The sequence below is a fragment of the Streptomyces angustmyceticus genome, assembly GCF_040701845.1.
Lineage (GTDB): Bacteria > Actinomycetota > Actinomycetes > Streptomycetales > Streptomycetaceae > Streptomyces > Streptomyces angustmyceticus_A.
Genome location: NZ_JBFBHQ010000002.1, coordinates 477,970 through 500,948, shown reverse-complemented (window position 1 = coordinate 500,948; position 22,979 = coordinate 477,970). Strand labels below are relative to the sequence as shown.

The following is a 22,979-nucleotide window of genomic DNA, read 5'->3' as shown; positions in this document are numbered from 1 at the left end:
AGCAGCGCACATCCCCTACGGAGAGGACCTCATGTCCCCCGAGGAACCCCCACCCGTGTCCCGGCGCGCGCTCCTGCGCTCGGGCGTCGCCGCGGCCCTCGGCGCCGGCCTGGCCGGCTGCGGCTTTCTGCCGGAGGACCGCAACGCCTTCGGCGACCCGGACCGGCCGATCGACGTCAAGGCGGACGGCGACCTGGTGTATTTCAACTGGGCGGACTTCGTCGCCCCGGCCGTCTTCGACGGGTTCGAGAAGGAGTACGGCGTCAAGGTCATCCAGTCGAACTTCGACTCGATGGAGGGCATGGCCGCCAAGCTCAACGCCGGGAACCGCTACGACATCATCTTCCCCACCGCGAAATGGGCGCAGCGCCTCGCCGAGGGCCGCCGGCTGCGCCGTATCGACCACTCCCGGCTCCGCCACGCCGACGCGGTGTTCGGCAAGTACCGCTACTTCGCCGACCCCTGGTACGACCGCCGCTCCGCGCACACCGTGCCGTTCACCATGTACAAGACGGGCATCGGCTGGCGGAAGGACCGGATAGGCGACGACCTGACCGGCTCCTGGAAGGACCTGTGGAACGCCCGGGCCGAGGGACAGGTCTTCGTCCTCGACGACCGCGACGAGGTGCTCGGAATGGCCGCTCTCAAACTCGGCCTGGACATCGACACCGCCGACGAGCGCGACCTCGCCCGGATCACCGCCACGCTGCAGAGCCTCCGCCCCCGCCTGCGCGGCTTCTCCAGCGACAGTTACAACAACCTGCTCAACGGCAACGCGGCGATGACCCAGGCCTGGAGCGGCGACATGGCCGCCATGCTCGGACAGGCCAAGGACCCGTCCGTGCTCGGCTTCGAGGTCGCCCGGGAGGGCGCGCCGATCAACTCGGACTGCTACGCGATCCCCGCCAACGCCCGCCATCCCGGCACGGCGATGCTCTTCATCGACTACATGCTCAGACCCGAGAACGTACGGAAGAACATCCGGTACATCGGCTACCCCATGCCGGTCGGCGGCAGCGAGGACGTCTACGCCTCGATCGTGAAGCCGTTCCCGCAGTGCCTGGTCTCCCCCGACGACCTCAAGGCCGACCTCTTCTTCCGCAATGCGTCCTCGGAGGGCGAGCAGGCCCGCGATACCGCCTGGACCCACGTGAAAGCCGGCTGACATGGCACAACGCACCCCCTCCGGGGCACTCCGGGACCGGCGCGGGCGCTCCGCGTCCGGCACCCGGCTGTGGACCTGGCTCATGCTCCCCGGCACCCTGTGGATGACCGGGTTCCTCATCGCCTCCCTGATCCTCGTGGCCACCCTGGCCCTGGGCACCACCGACCCCCTCGGCAACCCGCGGTTCGGGTTCAACTTCGCCAACATCGCGGCGATGGCCGACCCGGCCTACCGCATCGTGCTGCTGCGCTCGCTGGGCTTCGCGCTGATCGCCTGCGCCGTCTGCCTGGTCGTGGCCTATCCGGTCGCCTACACCATCGCCCTGCACGGCGGGCGGTTCAAGAACCTGCTGATCGCCGCGATCGTCGTCCCGTTCTTCGCCAACTACCTGGTGCGGATGTACGGCTGGTCGGTGGTGCTGTCCGACGGCGGCCCGGTGCTCAAGGCGCTGCGCGCGGTCGGACTCGCCGACGCGCACACCAAGATCCTGCAGAGCGGTGTCGGGGTCATCGCCGGGCTCGTCTACGGCTTCATCGTCTTCATGATCATCCCGCTGTACGCGGCACTGGAGCGGATGGACCTCTCCCTGATCGAGGCGGGACGCGACCTGTACGGAGGGCCGTTGCGGACCTTCTTCTTCGTCACCCTCCCGGCGACCCGGCAGGGTGCCGCCGCCGGCGCCGTCCTGGTCTTCCTGCCCGCCATGGGCGACTTCGTGAGCGCCCAGCTGATGGGCGGGCCGGACCAGATCATGATCGGCAACCTGATCCAGGACAAGTTCTTCCAGGGCCAGAACTGGCCGCTGGGCTCCGCCCTCACCATGCTGATGATGGCGGTGCTCTTCATCGGGATGCTCGGCTATCTGCGGCGCACCCGCAAGGACGAGGCGGAGGCCGCCCGATGACGCTCCGCACCCCGCACCGCCGGCACCGCCGCGGCACCGACCGCAGGCCCCGGGTCGCCCTCACCGTCACCGCCGTCTTCTTCCTCCTCCTCTACCTCCCCATCGCGGTGGTGGTCCTCTTCTCCTTCAACGGGCAGAAGTCGCTCACCGTCTTCAAGGGCTTCAGCCTCCGCTGGTACTCCGCGTTCTTCCACGACAACGTGCTGATCGAGTCGCTCGGCATGAGCCTGCGGGTCTCCCTGGTGGCCATGGCGGGCTCGGTGGTCCTGGGCGTGGCACTGGCCCTGGGGCTGGTGCGCTGCCGTACCCGGCTCGGCTCGCTGGCCGGCCTGATCATGCTGGTCCCGCTGATCACCCCGGAGATCGTCACGGGGGTCGCCGCGATGCTGCTCTTCAAGGGCACGGACATCACCCTCTCCTCGGGCACCGTGATGCTCGCGGAGATCACCTTCTCCATCTCCTATGTGACGGTGATCCTGCGCTCGCGGATCGCCGCCCTCAACCCGGAGGTCGAGGAGGCGGCGATGGACCTGGGCGCCACCCGGTGGCAGGCGCTGCGCCTGGTCACCCTGCCCGCGCTGCTGCCCAGCATCCTGGCCTCCGCGGTGCTCGTCTTCGCCCTGGTCTTCGACGACTTCGTGCTCGCCTACTTCACCACCGGAGTGGACCCGCAGCCGCTGTCCGTCCGCATCTACTCGGCGATCCGGTTCGGCGTCCAGCCCACCATCAACGCCGTCGGCACGCTGATGCTCGCCGGTTCCGTCGGCCTCATCGGTCTCGCCCTGGCCATCCCGCGTCTGTTCGGCCGCCGCGGTGGCCTCGATCTGCTCTCCGGGAAGTGACACCCATGACCTCCTCCGACGACCCCTCCGCCGGCGCGGCCCCGGCCGGCGCCCCGCCCGCCGTCCGGCTCGACCGCCTCAGCAAGAACTACGGCGGTTCCTACGCGGTGCACGACCTCTCCCTGGACATCGCACCCGGCGAGTTCTTCTCCCTGCTGGGCCCGTCCGGCTGCGGCAAGACCACCTCGCTGCGGATGATCGGCGGCTTCACCGAACCCACCGCGGGCACCATCCTGCTCAGCGGTGAGGACGTGACCGCGCTCCCGCCCGACAAGCGCAACGTCAACACGGTCTTCCAGAGCTACGCCCTCTTCGACCACCTCTCGGTGGCCGACAACGTGGCCTTCGGCCTCAAGCGCAAGGGCGTCGGCCGGGCCGAGATCCGCGAGCGGGTGGGCGTGATGCTGGAGCGGGTGCAGCTCGGCGGGCTGGGCGACCGCAAGCCCGGTACGCTCTCCGGCGGCCAGCGCCAGCGGGTGGCCCTGGCCCGCGCCCTGGTCAACCGGCCGCAAGTGCTGCTGCTCGACGAGCCGCTGGCCGCGCTCGACCTCAAGCTGCGGCGGCGGATGCAGGTCGAGCTCAAGCAGATCCAGCGCGAGGTCGGCATCACCTTCGTCTTCGTCACCCACGACCAGGACGAGGCGCTGACCATGTCGGACCGGGTGGCGGTGATGAACGAGGGCCGGGTCGAGCAGTGCGGGACGCCGGAGGACGTCTACGAACACCCCACCAGCCGCTTCGTGGCCTCCTTCATGGGGACCTCCAACCTGGTCCCCGGCACCTACCGCGACGGGCAGGTGGTCCTCGACTGCGGCCCCGCGCTGCCGGTCGGGGACCGCGGCGGCGTCGCCGACGGCAGCAGCGTCAGCCTGTCGATCCGGCCCGAGAAGATCTGGCTCTCCGACTTCGAACCGGGCATGGCGCTGGTGCGGGGCGTGGTGCGGGAGACCGTCTACTCCGGCCCCACCACCACCTATCTGATCGAACTCGCCCCCGGCGTCACGGTGTCCGTACTGGAGCAGAACACCGACCGCTCGCGCATGGAGGACCGCTGGAGCGGCGGCGAGAGCGTGGAGATCGGCTGGCGCCCGGAGCACTGCCTGGTCCTGGAGTAGGGCCGGTCCGACGGATCGGGGCCGGGGCCGCGGTGCCCGCTCGGCCCGACCGGCCCCGGCCCGTCGTCCGGCCCCCGCCCCGACCACGCCCGGTGCGTCCGCCCCGGCCCTCCCGGCCCCTCCCGGCCGCCCGCCGACAGCAAAGGAAGCTCCCCCATGAACCACGATGTCATCGTGCTCGGTGCCGGCCTCGCCGGGCTCGCCGCGGCGCGGGACCTGAGCACGGCCGGCGCCGACGTCCTCGTCCTGGAGGCCCGCGACCGGGTCGGTGGACGCGTCGAGCAGGCCGTACTGCCCGACGGCCGGCTGGTCCAGCTCGGCGGCGAGGTGGTGGGCCGGGCCCACACCGCCTACCTCGCGCTGGCCGCCGAGCTGGGCCTGTCCCTCATCCCCAGCTATGTCGCCGAGCCCGGCCGGATGGCGCGGGCCACCGCGGAAGGGGTCTCCGCCGGCGACCCGCCGCACTGGTTCGGCCCCGGCGACGAGGCCTGCCACCGGAAGGTCACCGACGCCTTCGTCGCGCTGGCCCGGACCGTGGACCCCGAGGACCCGTGGTCCCATCCGCACGCGGCGACCCTCGACCGGCTGTCGGTCGGCGCCTGGCTGCGCGGCGAGGGCGCGAGCCCGGCCGTCGTCCGCCTCTGGGAGATCGGCCAACTCGCCCTGGCCAGCGGCTCCTACGAGCGCACCTCCCTGCTCTCCGCGCTGCGCAAGCACGCCGCGGTCCCCGGTGACGACCCCTACGCCTACGAGGACTGGGAGGGGCTGCGGGTGGCCGAGGGCTCGGCGACGGTGGCGCTGCGCATGGCCGCCGAACTCGGCCGGCGCATCCGGCTCGAAGCGGTCGTCGAGGAGGTGGCGGTGCGGCCGGGAGGGTGCCGGGTGCGGCTGGCGGGCGGGGAGGTCCTGACGGCCGACGCCGTGGTCAGTGCCCTGCCGGTCGGCCCGCTCCGCTCGGTCGCGCTCACCGGCGTCTCCGAGGCCCGGGTCGCCTCGCTGCACCGCCAGCGGCAGGCCGTCGCGGCCAAGTTCGCCGCGGCCTACGACAAGCCCTTCTGGCGCAGCTCGGACCTCAACGGTCTCTCCGAGTGCGAGGGCGTGCTCGGCAGCACCTGGCCGCAGAGCGAGGGCATCCTCTCCGCGCTCATCCCGCCCGAGCGCTACGGCGTCCTGCTGGGCATGCCCGCCCCGGTCCGTGACCACGAGCTGCTCGCGGACGTGGCCCGGCTCTACGGCGCCGAGGCCTTCCAGCCGTTCACGTCGTATCTGCGGATGTGGGGCACCGATCCCTGGACCCAGGGCTACGTCACGCAGTGGAACCCGGGCGACGTGATGGCCGTCGGCCCGCTGCACGGCGCGCACGAGCCGCCCTTCTACGTCTGCGGGTCCGACCAGTGGGTCGCCGGCTACATGGAGGGCGCGGTGCGCACCGGCCGCGACGCGGCGCGGGAGGTGCTGCGCCATGGCTGAGCACACCTCCTCCGCCCCGGTCCGCAACCACATCGCGGGAACGGACCGCCCGGCGGCCTCCGGCGCGACCACGGACCTGGTCGACCCCGCCACCGGCGAGGTGCACGGCAGCGCCGCGCGCTCCGGCCCGTCCGACACCGACGCGGCCTGCTCCGCCGCCGAGACCGCCCTCGCCCGCTGGTCGCCGGCCACCCCCGCCGAGCGGCAGCAGGCGCTGCTGCGGATCGCCGACGCGGTCGAGACGCACGCCGAGGCGCTGGTGGCGGCCGAGGTCGGGGACACCGGCAAGCCGCCGGAGCTGTTCCGGACCGAGGAACTGCCCGCCGTGGTCGACACCTTCCGCTACTTCGCGGGGGCGGCACGCAGTCTTCCCGGGGCGGCCGCCGCGGAGTACACCGAGGGCCGCACCTCGGTCCAGCGCCGCGAACCGGTCGGTGTCTGTGCCCAGATCACCCCCTGGAACTATCCGCTGATGATGGCCGCGTGGAAGGTCGCCCCGGCGCTCGCGGCAGGCAACACCGTCGTCCTCAAGCCCGCCGACACCACCCCGTCCTCCACCGCGCTGCTCGCCCGGATCGCCGCGGAGCATCTGCCGCCCGGTGTGCTCAACGTGGTCTGCGGGGACCGCGACACGGGGCGGTCGCTGACCACCCACCCGGTGCCCCGGCTCGTCGCCGTCACCGGCAGCGTCCGGGCCGGGCGGGAGATCGCCGCCTCCGCCGCGGCGGACCTGAAACGGGTGCACCTGGAGCTGGGCGGCAATGCGCCGGTCCTCGTCCATGAGGACGCGGACGTCGCGTGGGCCGCGGCCGAGCTCGCGGCCGTGGCGTTCTTCAACGCCGGCCAGGACTGCACCGCGCCCACCCGGTTCCTGGTGCACCACCGCCGCTACGAGGCCTTCGTGAGCGCGTTCGCACAGGCCGCGCGCACGCTGCGGACCGGGCCGCCCGACGATCCGGCCGCCGACTACGGCCCGCTGAACAGTTCGGCCCAACTGGGCTCCGTACAGGGCTTGTTGAGCCGCCTGCCGGATCACGCCGAGGTGGTGACGGGGGGTACGGCGCCGGAGCGGCCCGGCTGGTTCCACTCCCCCACGGTCGTCGCCGGGGTGCGCCAGGACGACGAGATCGTGCAGGAGGAGATCTTCGGCCCGGTCGTCACGGTGCAGCCCTTCGGAGACGAGGCCGAGGCCCTCCGGCTGGCGAACGGGGTCCGGTTCGGGCTGGCGGCGAGCGTGTGGACCGCCGACCATGCGCGCGCCATGCGGGCCACCCGCGCCCTGCACACCGGGATCGTCTGGGTGAACACCCACGGCACGACGGTGTCGGAGATGCCGCACGGCGGGGTCAAGCACTCCGGCTACGGCAGCGATCTGTCCCTCGCGGGCCTGTTGGACTACACGCAGGTCAAGCACGTCATGCTGTGAGGCGGCCGCCGGGCCCGGCGGCCCGGTGCGCTCACGTGTCCGCCGTTCCCGGCTCCGGCCCGGTGTCGCGGGCGGCCCCGGACGCCGTTTCCTGAGCGCCCGTCAGGTCCCGGGCGAGCGCCACACGGGAGAGCAGCACGGCGCCCCACAGCACCAGCGCGATGCCCAGGCACTCGGGCAGCAGCCACCAGCCGGTCCGCACCCGTTCGTCGAAGAGGGTGACGCCCAGCGACAGGCTCACCAGCGCGTCCCCGAGGGTGAGGACCGGCTGCGAGGCGGTCAGCGGGCCCGACTGCATGGCGTTCTCCAGCAGGAAGAGCGCCAGCACCCCGACGGCGGCGAAGCCGTAGGTCTGCCAGGTGGTGAAGAACGCGGCGGGCCCGCCGGTCTGCCAGGCGTGGGTGGCGTCCTTCATCAGCGCGGCGGTGAGCGCGTAGGCGACCGCGGTGGCCCCGGCGAAGCAGGCCGCCCGTACTCCGCCCGCTCCCCGGCGGAGCGCCGCGCCGACCGCCGCGGCGATCACCACGGCGCAGACCACGAGGGCCGGGATCCAGCGGGCGAACGGGGCGTGGGTGGTGCCGATGGTGGGCGCGGCGGCCGCGAGGGCGCAGCCGAGTCCGACGACGAGCAGTACCACGCCCGTCCATCCCGCGCGGGAGATCCGTCCGCCGAGGATGACCTTGCCGAAGAGCAGGGCGAGGGGGAGTTCGAGGACGAAGAGGGGCTGCACCACCGACAGCGCCCCCTGCGAGAGGGCCAGCGCCTGGAAGCAGGCCGCGGCGACGACCGCGAGCATCCCGCCGAGCCAGACCGCACGGTGCAGCAGATCGACGAGCAGGCCCAGGCGCAGACCGGCGGACAGCGGGACCGTACGGGCCGCGCGGCGCTGCAGCACCGTGGCCAGCGCATTGCTGGCCGCCGCGAGCAGTGCGAACAGTACGGCCACGCGCCCACCTCCTCGTCGCGGCCGCCCCGGCACCGGGGCGGGGCCGGCCGCCGGCGGCCGGGCGGTGCCGGGCGGCGCCGGGCGGCGCGGTACGGGGGCGACGCTATCCGCAGGGCGCGCGGAGGGCCCGGCGACACGGGCGCCGGACGCCCGCATTCGCTGAGCCGGAGGGGTCGCCTCCGGGGCGGCGGGCGCTGCGTCCGGGGTGGCGGGGTGCCGGGGCGGGGGCGACGAGGGCGTCGGATCCGCAGTGGCGAGGGCGTCGGGCCGGGAAAGTGCCGGGACGGCGTCACGGAGCGGGAAGAGGGCCGCGTCCGCAGTGGCAGATCTTGCCGCCGCGGTGCCGGATCCGCAGGTCACGGCGGCGGCCCGGGCGGCGTCAGGTGGCGCAATACTGCGGCAACACCACGGGCCGGACCCCCTCGGTATGGTCCACCGCATGCCAGCCGAACGCACCCGCCAGCACACGACACCGGTCGCCGCGGCGCGCCGTCGCCGGCTCCGCGCCGACCGCGCCCGGCAGCTCGCCGACCTGTTGCGGCACCAGGTGCTCGGGGGCCGCTTCCCCGAGGGCGTGCTGCCGCACGAGGAAGTGATCGGCGCCGACTACGGCGTGTCCCGCAACACCGTCCGCCAGGCCCTCGACCTGCTGCGCGCCGAACAGCTCGTGGCGCGCCAGCCGGGGGTGGGCACGGTGGTGGTGGGCCAGAAGTACCCGCATGCGCTGGACCGGTTGATGGGCCTGGCCGAGACCCTGCACTCGCACGGCCGGGTCACCAACGAGGTGCGCACCATCAGCCCGGTCGCCGCCCCGGCCCCGGTGGCGGACCGGCTGCGGCTCCCGCCGCGCAGCGAGGTGCTCTACGTGGAGCGGCTGCGCCGGCTCGACGGCCTGCCCCTCTCCCTGGACCTCACCTACCTCCCGATGGACATCGGGCTGCCCCTGCTCGACGCCGACCTGGAGAACAACGACGTGTTCCGGCTGATCGAGGAGAGCGCCGGACAGCCGTTGGGCACCGCGGAGATCACCCTGGAGGCCGTCAACGCCGACGCGCACTCGGCCGCCGTTCTGGAGGCGCCGCGCGGCACGGCCGTGCTGATGCTCGAACGCCTCACCCATCTCGCCGACGGCTCCCCCGTCGACCTGGAGTTCATCCGCTTCCGCGGCGACCGCCTCACCATGCGGGGCCTGCTGCACCGCACGCTCTGAGCCCCTCCCCGCGCCCGCCCTCACCCACCGCTTCCGCTCCCCCCGCCCTGCTCCGCCCTGCCCTGGAGACCGCCATGCCTCTTGCGCCGCAACGCGCCGACGTGCCCGTGACCATCGACGAATCCAAGTGCATCGACGGCTGCACCCTGTGCGTCGACATGTGCCCGCTGGACTCGCTCGCCATCGACCCGGCGAGCAACAAGGCGTACATGCACGTCGACGAGTGCTGGTACTGCGGGCCGTGCGCCGCGCGCTGTCCCACCGGTGCGGTCACGGTGAACATGCCCTATTTGCTGCGATGAGAGGCCCCCGTCCATGAGCTCCCGACCCCCGGGCTCCCCCTCCGTGCCGTCCCCGCCCCCCTCGTCCGCCGCGCCGGGTGCCCCGCGCCGCAGGGCGCTCGCCGCGGCGCTCCCGACCGCCCTGCTGGCGGCGTCGCTCAGCGGCTGCGGCACCACCGCGGACGCCTCGGACGGCAGGACCGTCACCGTGACCGTCGGCTACCAGTCCAAGACCATCAACACCGTCACCGCCGGAACCCTGCTGCGCTCGCTGGGCTCCTTCGAACGTGCGCTGCGCGCCCAGGGCAAGCGGGACGGGAAGACGTACAAGGTGCGGTGGCAGGACTACGCGACCGGTGCGCCGATCACCGCGCAGATGGTCGCGGGGAAGGTCGACATCGGCTCGATGGGCGACTTCCCGCTGCTCCTCAACGCCGCCCGCGGTACGCAGCTGCACGCCCCCACCCGGCTGGTCTCGGTCACCGGCTACAACCTGCGCGGGGCGCTCAACACCCTTGTCACCAAGCCCGGTTCGCCCCTGCGCTCGCTGGCGGACCTGCGCGGCAAGAAGGTCTCCAGCAGCGTCGGCTCGGCCTCCGACGGCACGCTCGTACGGGCCCTGCAGCGGGCCGGGATGGACCCGGACAAGGACATCCACAAGCTGAACCAGGAGCCGGCCGTGGGTGCCTCGGCGCTCCAGTCCGGTGCCGCGGACGCCCTCTCCCAGTTCGTGGCCTGGCCGGGGCTACTCGCCTTCCAGGGCAAGGCCCAGGCGCTCTACGACGGGGGCGCGCTCGGCCTGCCCACCTTCCACGGGGTGACCGTACGGGACGCCTTCGCCTCGCGGCGCCCCGCCGTGGTGCGGGCGTTCCTCGCCGCGCAGCGGGACGCGACCCGCTTTCTGCAGGCCCACCCGGTCGACGCCGCCCGGCGGGTCGCCGGGGCCACCGGCCTGCCGCCGGAGGTGGTCTACCTCTACAACGGCTCCGGCGGCCTCGCCACCTTCGACCCCACCCTCAAGCCCCAGCTGATCGCCGCGCTCAGGAAGGACGTTGCCGTGCTGCGCGCGGCCCGGCTCACCGGGCCGGTCGATGTCGACTCCTTCGTCACCGACCATTACCTGAAGCAGAGTTACGGCAGCGGGTACGCCAAGGCCCGCCGCAGCACCGCGCACCCCGCGCCCGACGAGGTCTGGCTGCGCGGCGAGGACCGTACCCACTCCTTCACCGGCCCCGAGGCCCTGCTGCGGTTCGCCGCCGCGCACCGCGGCCGGGTGCGGGCCGCGTACGTGGCCGACGCGACGACCGGCACCCGCTGGTTCGCCGACAAGTCGGTCTGGGTGCGCGACGGCGCGCGGCTGTTGCCCTTCGCCGCCCGCGCCACCGCCGACGCCTGGCTGCGGCACCACCGTGGTGCCCGCGCCCTCGGCTACGCCGACGCTCTGGGGCGGGTCCGGTGAGCGCGCCCACCACCACCGCGCCCACCACCGCGGCGGCCGGTACGGAACGGGCGGGCCCGCGCCGCCGGGCCCGGATCCGCCGGGCCCGGCGCACCGCGGCGGTCCTCGTGGCGCTCGCGGCCTGGCAGGTGCTCGCCCAGTTCCGGGTGAACCTGTGGCTGCGGTTCGCCCAGTTCCCCACGGTCACCGAGACGGCCCGGGAGTTCGCCCGCCGGCTCGGCACCGCCACGTACTGGCAGGACGTCTCCGACAGCCTGACCCGGATCGTCGGCGGTTTCGCGCTCGCGGCCGTCCTCGGCGTCGCCGTCGGCACCGCCGTCGCCCGCTCCCCGCTCGCCGCCGACCTCCTCGGTCCGCTGCTCGAAGTACTGCGCCCCGTCCCGGCGATCGCGCTGGTCCCGGTGGCGATCCTGCTGTTCCCCAGCAACGAGCAGGGCATCGTCTTCATCACCTGCGCCGCGGCGTTCTTCCCGGTCACGGTCTCCACCCGGCACGCGGTGCGGGCGCTGACGCCCGTCTGGGAGGAGGCGGTGCGCACCATGGGCGGGGGCCGGTGGCGGGTGCTGTGCTCGGTGGTGCTGCCGGGGGCGCTGCCCGGCATCCTGGGCGGGCTGTCGGTGGGCATCGGCGTCTCGTGGATCTGTGTGATCTCCGCCGAGATGATCTCCGGCGAGTACGGCGTGGGTTACCGGACCTGGCAGGACTACACCATCGTCGACTACCCGGGGGTGTTCGTCGGCATGGCCACCATCGGCCTGCTCGGCCGGTTCACCTCCACGGCGGTGGAACTCCTGGGACGGCGGCTGACCCGCTGGCTGCCGCGGACCGCGCACGCCGCGCCGCCGTCCACGGGTGGCCGAAGCCGCCGGCGGGCGGGCCGGACGCTGCTCGGGGGGACCTCATGACCGGTACCGGGATCACCGCGGCGGCTCCGGCACGAGAACCCGCCCCCGGTCTCCGGCTGACCCTCGGCAACGCCGTGCTGGGCCGGCCCGGCGCCCCCGTGCTGGAGGGTGTGGACCTCGAGGTCGCCCCGGGCGAGATCCTCACCGTCGTCGGACCGTCCGGCTGCGGCAAGTCCACCCTGCTGCGCACGCTGGCGGGTCTGCTGCCGCTGCTCGACGGCCGGCTGAGCCAGGACGGCGCACCGGCCGAGGGGCCCGGCGCCGACCGTGCGCTGGTCTTCCAGGAGGATGCGCTGCTGCCGTGGCGCACCCTGCGGGGCAATGTGGAACTCCCGCTGGCCGTGCGGGGTGTGGCGCGCGCGGAGCGCAGGCAGCGCGCCGACGCGTGGCTGGCCCGGGTCGGGCTGGCCGAGCACGCCGCCCGCCTGCCGCACCATGTCTCCGGCGGCCAGCGGCAGCGCGCCCAGCTGGCCCGCGCGCTGGCCGGACGGCCGCGGGCGGTCCTGATGGACGAGCCGTTCGGGGCGCTCGACGCGCAGACCCGGGCCGGGATGCAGCAATTGCTGGTGACGGCGCTGCGCGGCACCGGCGCCACCGTCGTCTTCGTCACCCATGACGTGGACGAGGCGCTGTTCCTGGGCGACCGGGTGGCGCTGCTGGGCACCGGCCGGGTGCTGGACGTCCCGCGGCCCCGCGACCGCGCGGCGCACGCCGAGCCGGCGACCGTGGCACTGCGCCGCGAGATCCTCGCCTCCCTGGGCGACCGGCCCGGCCCCTGACCGGACGCCCCCGGCGCCCCGGACCCACCCGACCGACCACCGATATGACGGCACGTCAGATGACGTGACCGGCGACCGAAAGGCACCGCCATGCCGCCAGGCACCGCCCCGAAGGCCCCGGAGGCCATGGAGATCCCCTCCCTCGACGACGCCGAGGAGCTGACCTGCGATGTCCTGGTGATCGGCGGCGGCACCGCGGGGACCATGGCGGCGCTCACCGCCGCCGAACACGGCGCCTCGGTCCTGCTGCTGGAGAAGGCTCATGTCCGCCACTCCGGTGCGCTGGCGATGGGCATGGACGGGGTCAACAACGCCGTCGTCCCGGGCCGCGCGGAGCCCGACGACTACGTCGCCGAGATCACCCGTGCCAACGACGGCATCGTCGACCAGTCCACCGTCCGCCAGACCGCGACCCGCGGCTTTGCGATGGTCCAGCGGCTGGAGTCGTACGGCGTGAAGTTCGAGAAGGACGAGCACGGCGAGTACGCGGTCCGCCAGGTGCACCGCTCCGGCTCGTATGTGCTGCCGATGCCGGAGGGCAAGGACGTCAAGAAGGTCCTCTACCGGCAGTTGCGCCGCCGGGAGATGCGCGAGCGGATCCGCATCGAGAACCGTGTGATGCCGGTGCGGGTGCTGACCTCCGGCGGCCGGGCGGTCGGCGCGGCGGGCTTCCACACCCGCACGGGGCGGTTCGTCACGGTCCGGGCCGGCGCGGTGATCCTCGCCACCGGCGCCTGCGGCCGCCTCGGCCTGCCCGCCTCCGGCTACCTCTACGGCACCTACGAGAACCCCACCAACGCGGGCGACGGCTACGCCATGGCGTACCACGCGGGCGCCGAGCTGACCGGCATCGAGTGCTTCCAGATCAATCCCCTGATCAAGGACTACAACGGCCCGGCCTGCGCCTATGTCGCCAACCCCTTCGGCGGCTACCAGGTCAACCGGCACGGCGAGCGGTTCGTGGAATCCGACTACTGGTCGGGGCAGATGATGGCGGAGTTCGCGTCCGAGGTCGCCTCCGAACGCGGCCCGGTCTACCTGAAGCTGAGTCACCTCCCGGAGGAGTCCGTCTCCGCCCTGGAGACGATCCTGCACACCACCGAGCGCCCCACCCGCGGCACCTTCCACGCCGGGCGCGGCCACGACTACCGCACCCACGACGTGGAGATGCACATCTCCGAGATCGGCCTCTGCGGCGGGCACTCGGCGTCCGGCGTCCGCGTCGACGACCACGCCCGCACCACCGTGCCGGGGCTGTACGCGGCGGGCGACCTGGCCTGCGTCCCGCACAACTACATGATCGGCGCCTTCGTCTTCGGCGACCTGGCCGGAGCCGACGCGGCCCGATACCGGGCGTACGACGGCGCGTTGCCCGCCGACCAGCTGCAGGCCGCCCACGAACTGGTCTACCGGCCGCTGCGCCACCCGGACGGCCCGCCGCAGCCCCAGGTCGAGTACAAGCTCCGCCGCTTCGTCAACGACTATGTCGCCCCGCCCAAGAGCGGCGCCCGGCTGTCGCTGGCCATCGAGCACTTCGACCGGATGCACACGGATATCGCCGGCATGGGCGCCCGCACCCCGCACGAGCTGATGCGCTGCGCCGAGGTCGGCTTCATCCGCGACTGCGCCGAGATGGCCGCGCGGTCGTCGCTGGCCCGCACCGAGTCCCGCTGGGGCCTCTACCACGAGCGCACGGACCACCCGCGAAGCGACGACGACGCCTGGCTGCACCATCTCGATCTGCGCAAATCCGCCGGCGGCGCCATGGAGTTCACGGCCCGCCCGGTGGCGCCGTACCTCGTCCCGGTCGATACGTACACCCCGGTGGGCGGCGCCCCCCGATTCCTCGGGGAGGTCCACCCCGAGCAGGTCGCCACGGCGGGGCGGAGGGACACGCCGCCCGTGGGATCCACGGGCTCCGGGACGGGGACGGCGGACACCGGGGCGACGGATGCCGGCGCCGCGACCCTCCACGAGGCCGGCGCCGCAGCCGCCCCCGGCGCCTCCCCCCGCATCCTCGAACTCGTCGCCCTCGCCGAGGACCAACCGGACCTCGACACGCTGCGTCCCTACCTCACCGACCCCGACCCCGCCGTTCGCCGCGCCGCGATCGACGCGCTCACCGAGAGCGTCCCGCCCGGCACGGGCCGGGCCCTCGCCACCACCCTCGCCGACCCCGACCCGGCCGTCCGCGCCGCCGCCGGTGCCTCGCTGCGGGAACTGATCGAGGTCCTGACGCCGGAGGCCGGCCTGCGGACGCCGCTGGCCGCCGCCCTGCACGGACCCGACGCCGTGGTCCGCTCGGCGGCCGTGGAGGTGCTGCGCGGGCTCCGCCTCGGCGACCGGGCCCTCTTCGCCACCGCGCTGGCCGACCCGGCCGTGGAGGTGCGCCTCCAGGCCGTCCGCGGCCTGGTCTCCGTCGATGCGACCGACGCCCTGCGACCTGCCGCGACGGACCCCTCCCGCGAGGTCCGGGTGGCCGCCGCGCACGGCCTCGGCACGGTCGGCGGCCCCGGCGACCTGGCGGCGCTGCTGCGCGACGAGGACCTCCTCGTCCGGGCCGCCGCGCTCGCGGCGCTCGCCACCACCGGCTGCCCGCCGCCGTACGACGCGACGGCGGTCACGGCCCTCGACGACGGCGCCTGGCAGGTCCGCGCCGGCGCCGCCACGGCCCTGGCGGCGGCCGACCCCGAGCTCGCCGTGTCCGCGCTGCGCTCCGCGCTCCGCGACGCGCATGCGGATGTGCGCAAGGCCGGGGTCCTCGCGCTGCGCGCGCACTCCGGCCGCGAGGACGCCCGCCGGGCCTGGGCCACGGTCGCGGACGACCCGGACGCCGATGTCCGCGCCTACGCCCGGCTCGCCTCGAAGGAGTGACATCCGCGCGGGCCGCCCGGGGAGGCCGGTGACCGAGAGCCGCAGGCGGAGAGGGCCGGCCGGGCGAGCCGCGGGCATCGCCCGACCACCGAAGCGCGCTGTATAAATCTCCTGAAAACAGGCATATTCCTGCTACCCGACATGGATGGCTGGTCAGGAATCCCTATGCCCTCTTTCTCCCCGCGCTGGCCCCGGTACGTCGAGTTCGCTCCGAGCATCCTGGTCGCCGGAGGACTCACCTGGGACGCGTTCTCGCCGGCGGACTACTGGGGCGACCCGATGCTGACGGCCGCCAGCGTGACGGCCGGTGCGCTGCTCTCCCTGCGCCACACCCTGGTGATCGGCGCCGCCATCATCGTGGGCGTCTTCGCCCTGACGGTGAAGGACGGCACCGCCGACAACCTCGAAGGTCATCTGGAGCTCATCAACACCCTCTTCGCCACGCTCATGGGCCTCGGGGTCAACCGGGTGATCGCCCGCTACGGACGCCATCTGGATGTCGTCCGGTCGGTGGCGGAGGCCGCCCAGCGCGCCGTACTGCCCGCCCCGCCGGAACGCATCGGCCGGCTGGCGATCGCCGCCCGCTACCAGGCGGCGCAGAGCGAGGCCCGGATCGGCGGCGACGCCTACGCCGTCCAGCGCACGCCGTTCGGCGTACGGCTGATGATCGCCGATGTGCGGGGCAAGGGGCTCGGCGCGGTGAGCGCGGTGTCGGTGCTGCTGGGCGCCTTCCGCGAGGCCGCCGAGCAGGAACCCGACCTGCGGGCCCTGGCCGACCGCATGGAACACGCGCTGCTGCGGGAGAGCGAGCACACCTCGGAGGAGAACCGCCTCGAAGGCTTCATCACGGCACTGATCTGCGAGGTCCTCCCGGGCGGCACCGGGCTGCGCCTGCTGAACTGCGGCCACCCCGCGCCCTACCTCTGCCACGACGACGAGGTCCGCCCCCTGGAGGTCACCGACCCGGGCCTGCCGCTGGGCATGGGCGCCCTGGGCGCGGCACGGACCGGGCCCACCGACTGGCCGTTCCCGGCGGGCAGCACCCTGCTGCTGGTCACCGACGGGGTGACGGAGGCCAGGGATCGCGCAGGAACGTTCTACGACCCCGCGACGCAGCTGGCCGGCCACGGCCCGTTCCGGGGCCCCCGGGAGTTGATCGACCGCTTGGCGGCGGACATCGAGGACTGGACCGGCGGGCCGCGCGACGACGACATGGCGGTCCTCGCGATCACCCGGCAGGTATCGGGCCGCGGGCGTCCCGCCACCCGGGGGAGCAGCTCCGGACGCTGAGCCGAGACCGCCGGACGCACGACTTCTTTCGTGTCCCTTTCGGAATTTCCTCGTGTGCTGCCGAAGATCCGCCAGGTGGGATGAGAAGATCAGTCAGAGCATCAGCATCCGCACCGAGCGATCCGTCGCTCCCGCGCAGATCGGAGTTGATGTGTCCGACAACAGATCAACCCTGCTGAGTCAGCGCGCCGCCGTCATCTTCCTGCTCGGCGCCCTCACCGCCGTCGGCGCCGGTGTTCTCACCTTCATCAACGGCGGCACCCCGGCTTCCGCGACCCTCATCGGCGGCGCGGCCTTCGGCGGCGCCGTCACCTTCTTCCATACGGTCATCGACTGAGCCTGCGCCGCTGCCCGGATCGGGCCCGGCGGCGCCACGGACTCGGCCACTCACGACCCGGTGGGCGCGGGGCGTACCCCGGCCTTCGCGCCTCTTCCGGAATTTGCGCCCCCGCATGCGGTGCGCTCCCGCACCTCAAGTGCCAAACTTGAGTCACCGCGCCCGGCCGCCGGCCGGGGCCCTTGTCGCCGAGGGGAACAACATGACCTGGGCATCTTGGACCACCGTCGGGATCCACGCCCTACCCGGGGCGGTTCGCACCGCGGAGATCGGCGTGATCAACGGCGACCTGACCATCCACACGACCTGGTCGGACGACCTGGCACACGTTGCTGTGCAGTACACCGGCGCCACGGAGTGGTACACCATGGCCGGCAGCCCCGTCCCGTGCCATTCGGAAGCCGCCAGCCGCTCGTTCCACCAGGCCGTCGTCGAGGCCGCACGCGGTGGCGATCGGGCCGAGGCCTCCCTTGAGGAGCTCTTCCACACGTAGCCGTCCCGGCCCGGCCGGTCAGCGCGCCGGGACGGTGATTCCCGGCCTCCGCGCGCCCCTCTCCGTACACGGCCGGTGACGGCCGGCTTCCGCACGCGCGTCTTCGCTCATCGCTGCCCGGCTTCCGCGGCATTCCCGGCTTCCCCGCTTCTCGCTGCTCGCTACTCGCCGGCACCGGGCCCGGAGCCCTGCCCGGAGGCCGACCCGGACCACGCCGGATCGAGCCGGAACGCGCTGCTCCGAGCCGGGTCCGGCCGATGCACCGAGCCCTGCCGGTGTGAGCCGACCCGTACCGGCACGAGCCGACCCGTACCGGCACGAGCCGGCACGTACTGGCACGAGCCGGCACGAGCCGGGCCGACCACCGCTCGCCCCTCACCGCCGGCACGGGCGACGGCGCCCGCGTTCCCCGCACAATTCCGCGCGATTCCCGAGCAACCAATGCGCGCCGCTCCATGTCTCTCCCCCTGAAGCACCGTTGGTCACCTTCTGGCTACATAAAGCTGATCAATTGTTAAATTTCGACCAGGAATCTTGAATACTGATCATTCCTCTTTACATGCCCATGCCAGACATACCAGGGTTTGCGCGGGGCCCCACGGCCCCCGTGGTGCACAACAGCACCGCGCGTACGGGCGGTTGGTCTGCCGACCGCCCCCGCAGCGCTAAGGACCCACAGCAGTGCGTAGACCCCACATACGCAGACACCGCCTGGCCATCGCCGTCGCCGTCACGACGGCCGCAACGCTCACCGCGGGGGTGGCGGGCACTGCCTCCGCCAGCTCCACGGCCTCGCCGGTTGCTGCCCCCTCTTCTTCAACGCACGCTCCGCAGAAGGTCGTTGACGCGGCCCGCGCCGCCGCGTTCGCGCACGCCCCGGCCACCGGAGTCGGCAAGAAGGACACCCTCAAGGCCACGGACACGCTCGTCGATCCGGACGGCCGTCAGCACGTGCGCTTCGTCCGCACCCACCGCGGACTGCCGGTGCTCGGTGGCGACCTCGTCGTCCACCTGACCGCCGGCTCCGCGTACGAGGGCGTGACCCGCGCCTACCGTCACCAGGTCGACGTGCCCGACACGGACCCCAAGCTGTCGGCGGGCGAGGCCCGGACGAAGGCCGCCGCCGTCGCGAAGGGCCACGCCGGCGAGGCCGAACTGGTCGTGGACGCCCGCGCGGACCGGACCACGCTGGCCTACCGGGTGCAGGTGGCCGGCAGCCGTACCGCCGAGGCCGGCGGCGCCCGTACGGTCGTGCTCGACGCGGCCTCCGGAGCGGTGCTCAGCAACGCCCCGGTCGACGACTCCTTCCTGTCGCCCGCCGTCCAGGCCAAGCTGCGCGCCCGGGGCGAGCGGCTCAACCCCTCGACCGGCTCGCTCACTCCCGCCCCGGCCGCCACGACCGAGGCGGCCAAAACCGCGGGCTTCCCCTCGGCGGCCACCGGTTCCGGTGCGTCCTTCTTCGTCGGCAAGGTGCCGCTGTCCACCACTCGGACCGCGCAGAAGTCCTTCACCCTCAAGGACTCCACCCGCGGCAACACCGAGACCCGGGACGCCGGTGACAAGGAGCTGGAGAAGTTCTCCGACGGCAAGGCGTTCACCAGCGCCACCAACCGCTGGGGCAACGGCACCGCCGGCAGCCGGGCGACCGCCGCGGTCGACGCCCAGTACGGCATCACCAGCACCCTGGACTTCTACAAGAAGACCTTCGGCCGCAAGGGCATCAAGAACGACGGCCGCGGGGCCCGTGCCCTGGTGCACTTCGGCAAGAAGGTCGGCAATGCCTACTGGTCCTCGGACTGCGGCTGCATGCTCTACGGCGACGGCGACGGCAGGACGTTCGCCAAGCCCCTGGTGGTGCTGGACGTCACCGGCCATGAGCTGACCCACGGCGTCGTCGACGCCACGGCCAACCTCCAGCCCACCCGCGTCGACGCCGAGGGCAACCAGTTCGGCGAGCCCGGTGCCCTGAACGAGTCGCTGGCGGACATCTTCGGCAGCGCGGTCGAGTTCTCGACCAACAACCCGAAGAACCCGCCGAACTACCTGATGGGCGAGAAGCTCGGTCTCGACCAGAAGTTCCTGCGCCGTCTGGACAAGCCGTCCCTCGACAAGCTCGAGGGCACGGTCGACTACTGGTCGAAGGCGTCCTACGACACCGAGGTGCACGCCGGTTCCGGTGTCTCCTCGCACGCCTTCTACCTGCTCGCCGAGGGCAGCGGCAAGAAGACCATCGGCGGCGTCGCCTACGACTCCCCCACGTACAAGGGGACGAAGGTGACCGGCATCGGCCGGAGCAAGGCCACGGCGATCTTCTACCGGGCGCTCACCCGGTACATGGTCTCCACGACCGACTTCCATGACGCCCGCACCGCGACGCTGCGCGCGGCCAAGGACCTGTACGGCGCCAAGAGCACCGCGTACAAGACGGTCGACAAGGCCTGGGCCGCGGTGAACGTGACGGCGGCCAACGCGCCCGCCGGCAACCACTGATCCACCCGGACCGCATCGGTGGTGCCCCCGCGCTCGCGGGGGCACCCTGTGCGTCCGGCCCCGCGGCACCGGCCCGCGGATCGCCGCCCGGTTCTCGACGGCGCGGCCGGCGGGAGCCTACGTTGACACCATGATCAGCGATCGTACGGGCGGCACACGACGGCCCGGCTATCCGGTGGCGGCGGGCGTGTTCGCGATCGGCATGGCCGGGACGACGCTCCCCACCCCGCTCTACGGGCTCTACCGCGCACAGCTCGGCTTCTCCGAGCTGATGGTGACCGTGGTCTTCGCCGTGTACGCGCTCGGCGTGATCACGGTCCTCCTCCTCGCCGGCAACCTCTCCGACGAGGCGGGGCGGCGCCCGGTGTTGTTCTGCGCGCTGGGACTGTCGGCGGCGAGCGCGCTGTGCTTCATCTTCGAGGGCGGCCTCCCCATGCTGCTGCTGGGGCGGGTGCTGTCCGGGTTCGCCGCCGGGCTGTTCAGCGGCGCCGCCACGGCGGCCGTGCTGGAGCTCGCGAAACCGGGCCGGGAAGCGCGGGCGGGATTCGCCGCCACCGCCGCGAACATGGGCGGTCTCGGCTGCGGTCCGCTGCTGTCGGGCCTGCTGGCCCAGTACGCGCCATGGCCGTTGACCCTGCCGTTCCTGGTGCACCTGGTGCTGGTGGCCGTGGCGGGCGTGGCGACCTGGTTCCTGCCGGAGACCGTCGGGCATCCGCGCCGCCCGCGGAAGCTGCGGCCGCAGGGCCTTCGGCTGCCGCCCGAAGTGCACGGCGTCTTCACCCCGTCGGCGGTCGCCGCCTTCGCCGGTTTCTCCCTGCTGGGGCTGTTCACCGCGGTCGCGCCGAGCTTCGTCGGCGAGACCCTGGGCGTGCACAACCTGGCCGTCGCCGGGCTCATCGTCTTCACGGTGTTCCTGGGCTCGACCCTCGGCCAGTCCCTGACGGAACGGATCGGGGTACGCAGGGCCCTGCCGGGCGGCTGTCTGGTGCTGGTGGTGGGCCTCGTCCTCGTCGCCACCTCGCTGGCCGTGACGTCGCTGCCGGTGCTGGTCATCGGCGCGGTATGCGGCGGCATCGGCCAGGGCCTGGCCTTCCGGGCCGGTCTGACGGCCGTGAGCCGCGCGGCGCCGCCCGCGCACCGGGGCGGCACCATCTCGGCGTTCTTCCTCGTGGCCTACCTCGGCATCTCGCTGCCGGTCGTCGGCGTCGGCGCGCTCACGCTGGGGCTGGGCCTGCGCGGCGCGGGCCTGGCCTTCTCCGCCTGCGTCATCGCGGTCGCCGTGACCGTCGGCCTCTACGTCCTGCGCCGCCCGCCGGTCGCCGCCGACTGACCGCCCGGCGCCGGCCGGTGCGGGGCGCCCGCCCGCGTCAGGCGGTACCGGCGGGCCGCGCCGCGCCCCGGCCCGGCGTGAGCCGCACCCGCAGCCGCGCCGGTCCCCGGGTGAACACTCCCTCGTCGGCGGGCACCGCACCGTCCGCGAACTCCATGGCGGGGAAGGCGTCGAGCAGTTGGTTGACGCCGACCTCCACCTCCGTCCTGGCGAGGAGCGCGCCGACGCAGAAGTGCCGGCCCAGGGCGAAGGCCACATGGTCGGCGGCGGCGCTGAACGCCGTGGCGGTGGTCAGATCGGGGCGGAGGACGTCGAAGGCGTCGGGCCGTAGGTAGCGGCGCTCGTCGCGGTTCGCGGAGCCGATGAGGCAGGTGACCGTGGCGCCCGCCGGGACCGTGCCGCCGCTGAGGGCGACCTCGGCATCGGGCTGACGCATGATCATCTGGACCGGCGGGGTGTAGCGGAGGGTCTCGGCCAAGGCGGCGGGGACCAGTGACCGGTCGGCGCGTACCGCGGCGAACTGGTCGGGGTGGGCCAGCAGGTTGCGGAACAGCGCGGCGAGGGCCTTGTCCGTGGTCTCCCCGCCGGCGGCCAGCAGCAGGCTGACGAACGAGGTGATGTCCTGATCGGACATCCGGGTGCCCTCGACCTCCGCGGTGCACAGAGCGGAGAGCAGGTCGTCGCCGGGCGCGGCACGCCGTTCGGTGAGGATCGGCCGCAGGTAGGCGGCGAGTTCCTCGCCCGCGCGCCGGCCGGCGGCCGCGACCTCGGGGTCCTGGGCGAGGTTGGACAGGAAGCCGACGACGGAGGCGTACCAGCCGTGGAAGCGGTCGTGGTCGGCCCGGTCGAGGCCGAGCATGTCGACGATCACGTTGATCGGGAAGCGGGTGGCGAACTGCCCCACCAGATCGGCTTCCCCGGCGTCGCGGAAGGCGTCGATCAGCTCCCGCGCGTTGCGCTCGATGACCGGGAGGAACTTCTCCCGCAGCTCCCGGCCGCGGAAGGCGGGGGCCACCAGGGCGCGGCGTACGGAGTGCTCACGACCGCTCATCTGGGGAAGGGTCCGGCCGCCGTGCGCCGGTTCGAGCTGCCACGCATAGTTGTCGGTGGTGAACACCGGCTCGCGGAAGGCCCGTGCCACGTCGTCGTAGCGCGAGAGCAGGTAGCTGTCGGTGCCCTTGTCGTGGAGGAGCGGGTAGTGCTCGCGCAGGACGCGGTACGCCGGGTAGGGGTCGGCCGCGAACTTTGGTGACAGGATGTCGGGCGGCTGCGGGAGAGTGGTCACGACGCGTCCTCGGCTTCCCTCGCTGGCTGGCATCGGACTCGGAGGCTGGTGCCCGGCCGGCCTGTGACGCTAGGGGCTGTCGTCGGCCCCGTCCAGAGCGCCCCGTTGAGCGATGAGCGGGCCGCGGGTGCGACCGCTTCCCGTGCGCGGGCCACGAGGGCCGGGTCGCGGTCGCCCGCCGCGCCGCCGCGGCCCCTCCGGGGCGGATACGGGGCATGCGCCGACCTACTGGAATGCGCCGCGCGGCGGGGCGCCACCCGGACGGCCGCCCGCCGTCACTCGTCTGCCTCCCACGACACGCTCTTCCGGCCGAGGCCGGAAACGCTGGGAGCCGGCAGTACCGATCCAGCAGCCTCCCGTCGAGGCGGAGAAGTGAGA

General features: G+C 73.3%; 19 protein-coding genes. 17 read left to right on the top strand and 2 right to left on the bottom strand.

The genetic code is table 11. The features are described 5' to 3' along the window. Positions 1-55 precede the first annotated feature (55 nt). From AB0411_RS06190 to AB0411_RS06165, 6 genes are all read left to right on the top strand, one after another. The gene (locus AB0411_RS06190; RefSeq protein ID WP_366416043.1) at positions 56-1,165 is read left to right on the top strand and encodes a polyamine ABC transporter substrate-binding protein; all 1,110 of its coding nucleotides are present in this window, start codon (positions 56-58) and stop codon (positions 1,163-1,165) included. Position 1,166: 1 nt separating this feature from the next. Further along, positions 1,167-2,069: an ABC transporter permease gene (locus tag AB0411_RS06185; RefSeq protein WP_366416042.1), complete on the top strand. Its 903-nt coding sequence runs from the start codon at positions 1,167-1,169 to the stop codon at positions 2,067-2,069. Further along, positions 2,066-2,911 carry an ABC transporter permease gene (locus AB0411_RS06180; protein ID WP_366416041.1) on the top strand — a complete coding sequence of 282 codons (846 nt, stop codon included), beginning with the start codon at positions 2,066-2,068 and terminating at the stop codon, positions 2,909-2,911. Before AB0411_RS06185 ends, AB0411_RS06180 begins: the two co-directional genes overlap by 4 nt. Positions 2,912-2,916: 5 nt before the next feature. Then, a complete protein-coding gene (locus AB0411_RS06175; RefSeq protein ID WP_366416040.1) occupies positions 2,917-4,026 on the top strand; it encodes an ABC transporter ATP-binding protein in 1,110 nt (369 codons plus the stop codon). A gap of 156 nt (positions 4,027-4,182) precedes the next feature. Further along, positions 4,183-5,496 (top strand): flavin monoamine oxidase family protein, encoded by a 1,314-nt coding sequence (locus AB0411_RS06170; protein WP_366416038.1) that lies wholly within the window; start codon positions 4,183-4,185, stop codon positions 5,494-5,496. Then, positions 5,489-6,922 (top strand): aminobutyraldehyde dehydrogenase, encoded by a 1,434-nt coding sequence (locus AB0411_RS06165; protein WP_366416037.1) that lies wholly within the window; start codon positions 5,489-5,491, stop codon positions 6,920-6,922. Before AB0411_RS06170 ends, AB0411_RS06165 begins: the two co-directional genes overlap by 8 nt. Positions 6,923-6,953: 31 nt before the next feature. Here AB0411_RS06165 and AB0411_RS06160 read toward each other — a convergent pair whose 3' ends face one another. Beyond that, positions 6,954-7,868, bottom strand: coding sequence for a DMT family transporter (locus AB0411_RS06160; RefSeq protein WP_366416036.1), 915 nt, complete (start codon positions 7,866-7,868; stop codon positions 6,954-6,956). Positions 7,869-8,307: 439 nt separating this feature from the next. Here AB0411_RS06160 and AB0411_RS06155 point away from each other — a divergent pair, with 439 nt between their 5' ends. The 11 genes from AB0411_RS06155 (at position 8,308) to AB0411_RS06105 (ending at position 21,316) form a co-directional block, all read left to right on the top strand. Beyond that, on the top strand, positions 8,308-9,078 hold the full coding sequence (locus AB0411_RS06155; protein WP_366416035.1) for a GntR family transcriptional regulator: 771 nt from the start codon (positions 8,308-8,310) through the stop codon (positions 9,076-9,078). A gap of 74 nt (positions 9,079-9,152) precedes the next feature. Then, positions 9,153-9,380: a 4Fe-4S dicluster domain-containing protein gene (locus AB0411_RS06150; RefSeq protein ID WP_362700003.1), complete on the top strand. Its 228-nt coding sequence runs from the start codon at positions 9,153-9,155 to the stop codon at positions 9,378-9,380. A 13-nt stretch (positions 9,381-9,393) separates the two neighbouring features. Further along, positions 9,394-10,818 (top strand): ABC transporter substrate-binding protein, encoded by a 1,425-nt coding sequence (locus AB0411_RS06145; protein ID WP_366416034.1) that lies wholly within the window; start codon positions 9,394-9,396, stop codon positions 10,816-10,818. Further along, positions 10,815-11,723, top strand: a complete 909-nt coding sequence (locus AB0411_RS06140; protein ID WP_403146562.1) for an ABC transporter permease — start codon at positions 10,815-10,817, stop codon at positions 11,721-11,723. The genes AB0411_RS06145 and AB0411_RS06140 overlap by 4 nt, the downstream gene beginning before the upstream one ends. Further along, positions 11,720-12,502, top strand: coding sequence for an ABC transporter ATP-binding protein (locus tag AB0411_RS06135; RefSeq protein WP_366416033.1), 783 nt, complete (start codon positions 11,720-11,722; stop codon positions 12,500-12,502). The genes AB0411_RS06140 and AB0411_RS06135 overlap by 4 nt, the downstream gene beginning before the upstream one ends. 90 nt (positions 12,503-12,592) lie before the next feature. Beyond that, the gene (locus AB0411_RS06130; protein ID WP_366416032.1) at positions 12,593-15,376 is read left to right on the top strand and encodes a fumarate reductase/succinate dehydrogenase flavoprotein subunit; all 2,784 of its coding nucleotides are present in this window, start codon (positions 12,593-12,595) and stop codon (positions 15,374-15,376) included. Between the two features lie 165 nt (positions 15,377-15,541). Further along, positions 15,542-16,666 (top strand): PP2C family protein-serine/threonine phosphatase, encoded by a 1,125-nt coding sequence (locus tag AB0411_RS06125; RefSeq protein WP_366416031.1) that lies wholly within the window; start codon positions 15,542-15,544, stop codon positions 16,664-16,666. Between the two features lie 151 nt (positions 16,667-16,817). Then, positions 16,818-17,003, top strand: coding sequence for a hypothetical protein (locus AB0411_RS06120; RefSeq protein ID WP_366416030.1), 186 nt, complete (start codon positions 16,818-16,820; stop codon positions 17,001-17,003). A gap of 202 nt (positions 17,004-17,205) precedes the next feature. Continuing rightward, the gene (locus tag AB0411_RS06115; RefSeq protein ID WP_366416029.1) at positions 17,206-17,496 is read left to right on the top strand and encodes a hypothetical protein; all 291 of its coding nucleotides are present in this window, start codon (positions 17,206-17,208) and stop codon (positions 17,494-17,496) included. A 681-nt stretch (positions 17,497-18,177) separates the two neighbouring features. Next, entirely contained in the window at positions 18,178-19,986 is a 1,809-nt protein-coding gene (locus AB0411_RS06110; RefSeq protein ID WP_366416028.1) for a M4 family metallopeptidase, read from the top strand. Between the two features lie 130 nt (positions 19,987-20,116). Then, positions 20,117-21,316 carry an MFS transporter gene (locus AB0411_RS06105; protein WP_366416027.1) on the top strand — a complete coding sequence of 400 codons (1,200 nt, stop codon included), beginning with the start codon at positions 20,117-20,119 and terminating at the stop codon, positions 21,314-21,316. 37 nt (positions 21,317-21,353) lie between these two features. On the opposite strand, the gene AB0411_RS06100 is transcribed toward AB0411_RS06105, so the two are convergent. Then, positions 21,354-22,601, bottom strand: coding sequence for a cytochrome P450 (locus AB0411_RS06100; protein WP_366416026.1), 1,248 nt, complete (start codon positions 22,599-22,601; stop codon positions 21,354-21,356). Positions 22,602-22,979: the final 378 nt, after the last annotated feature.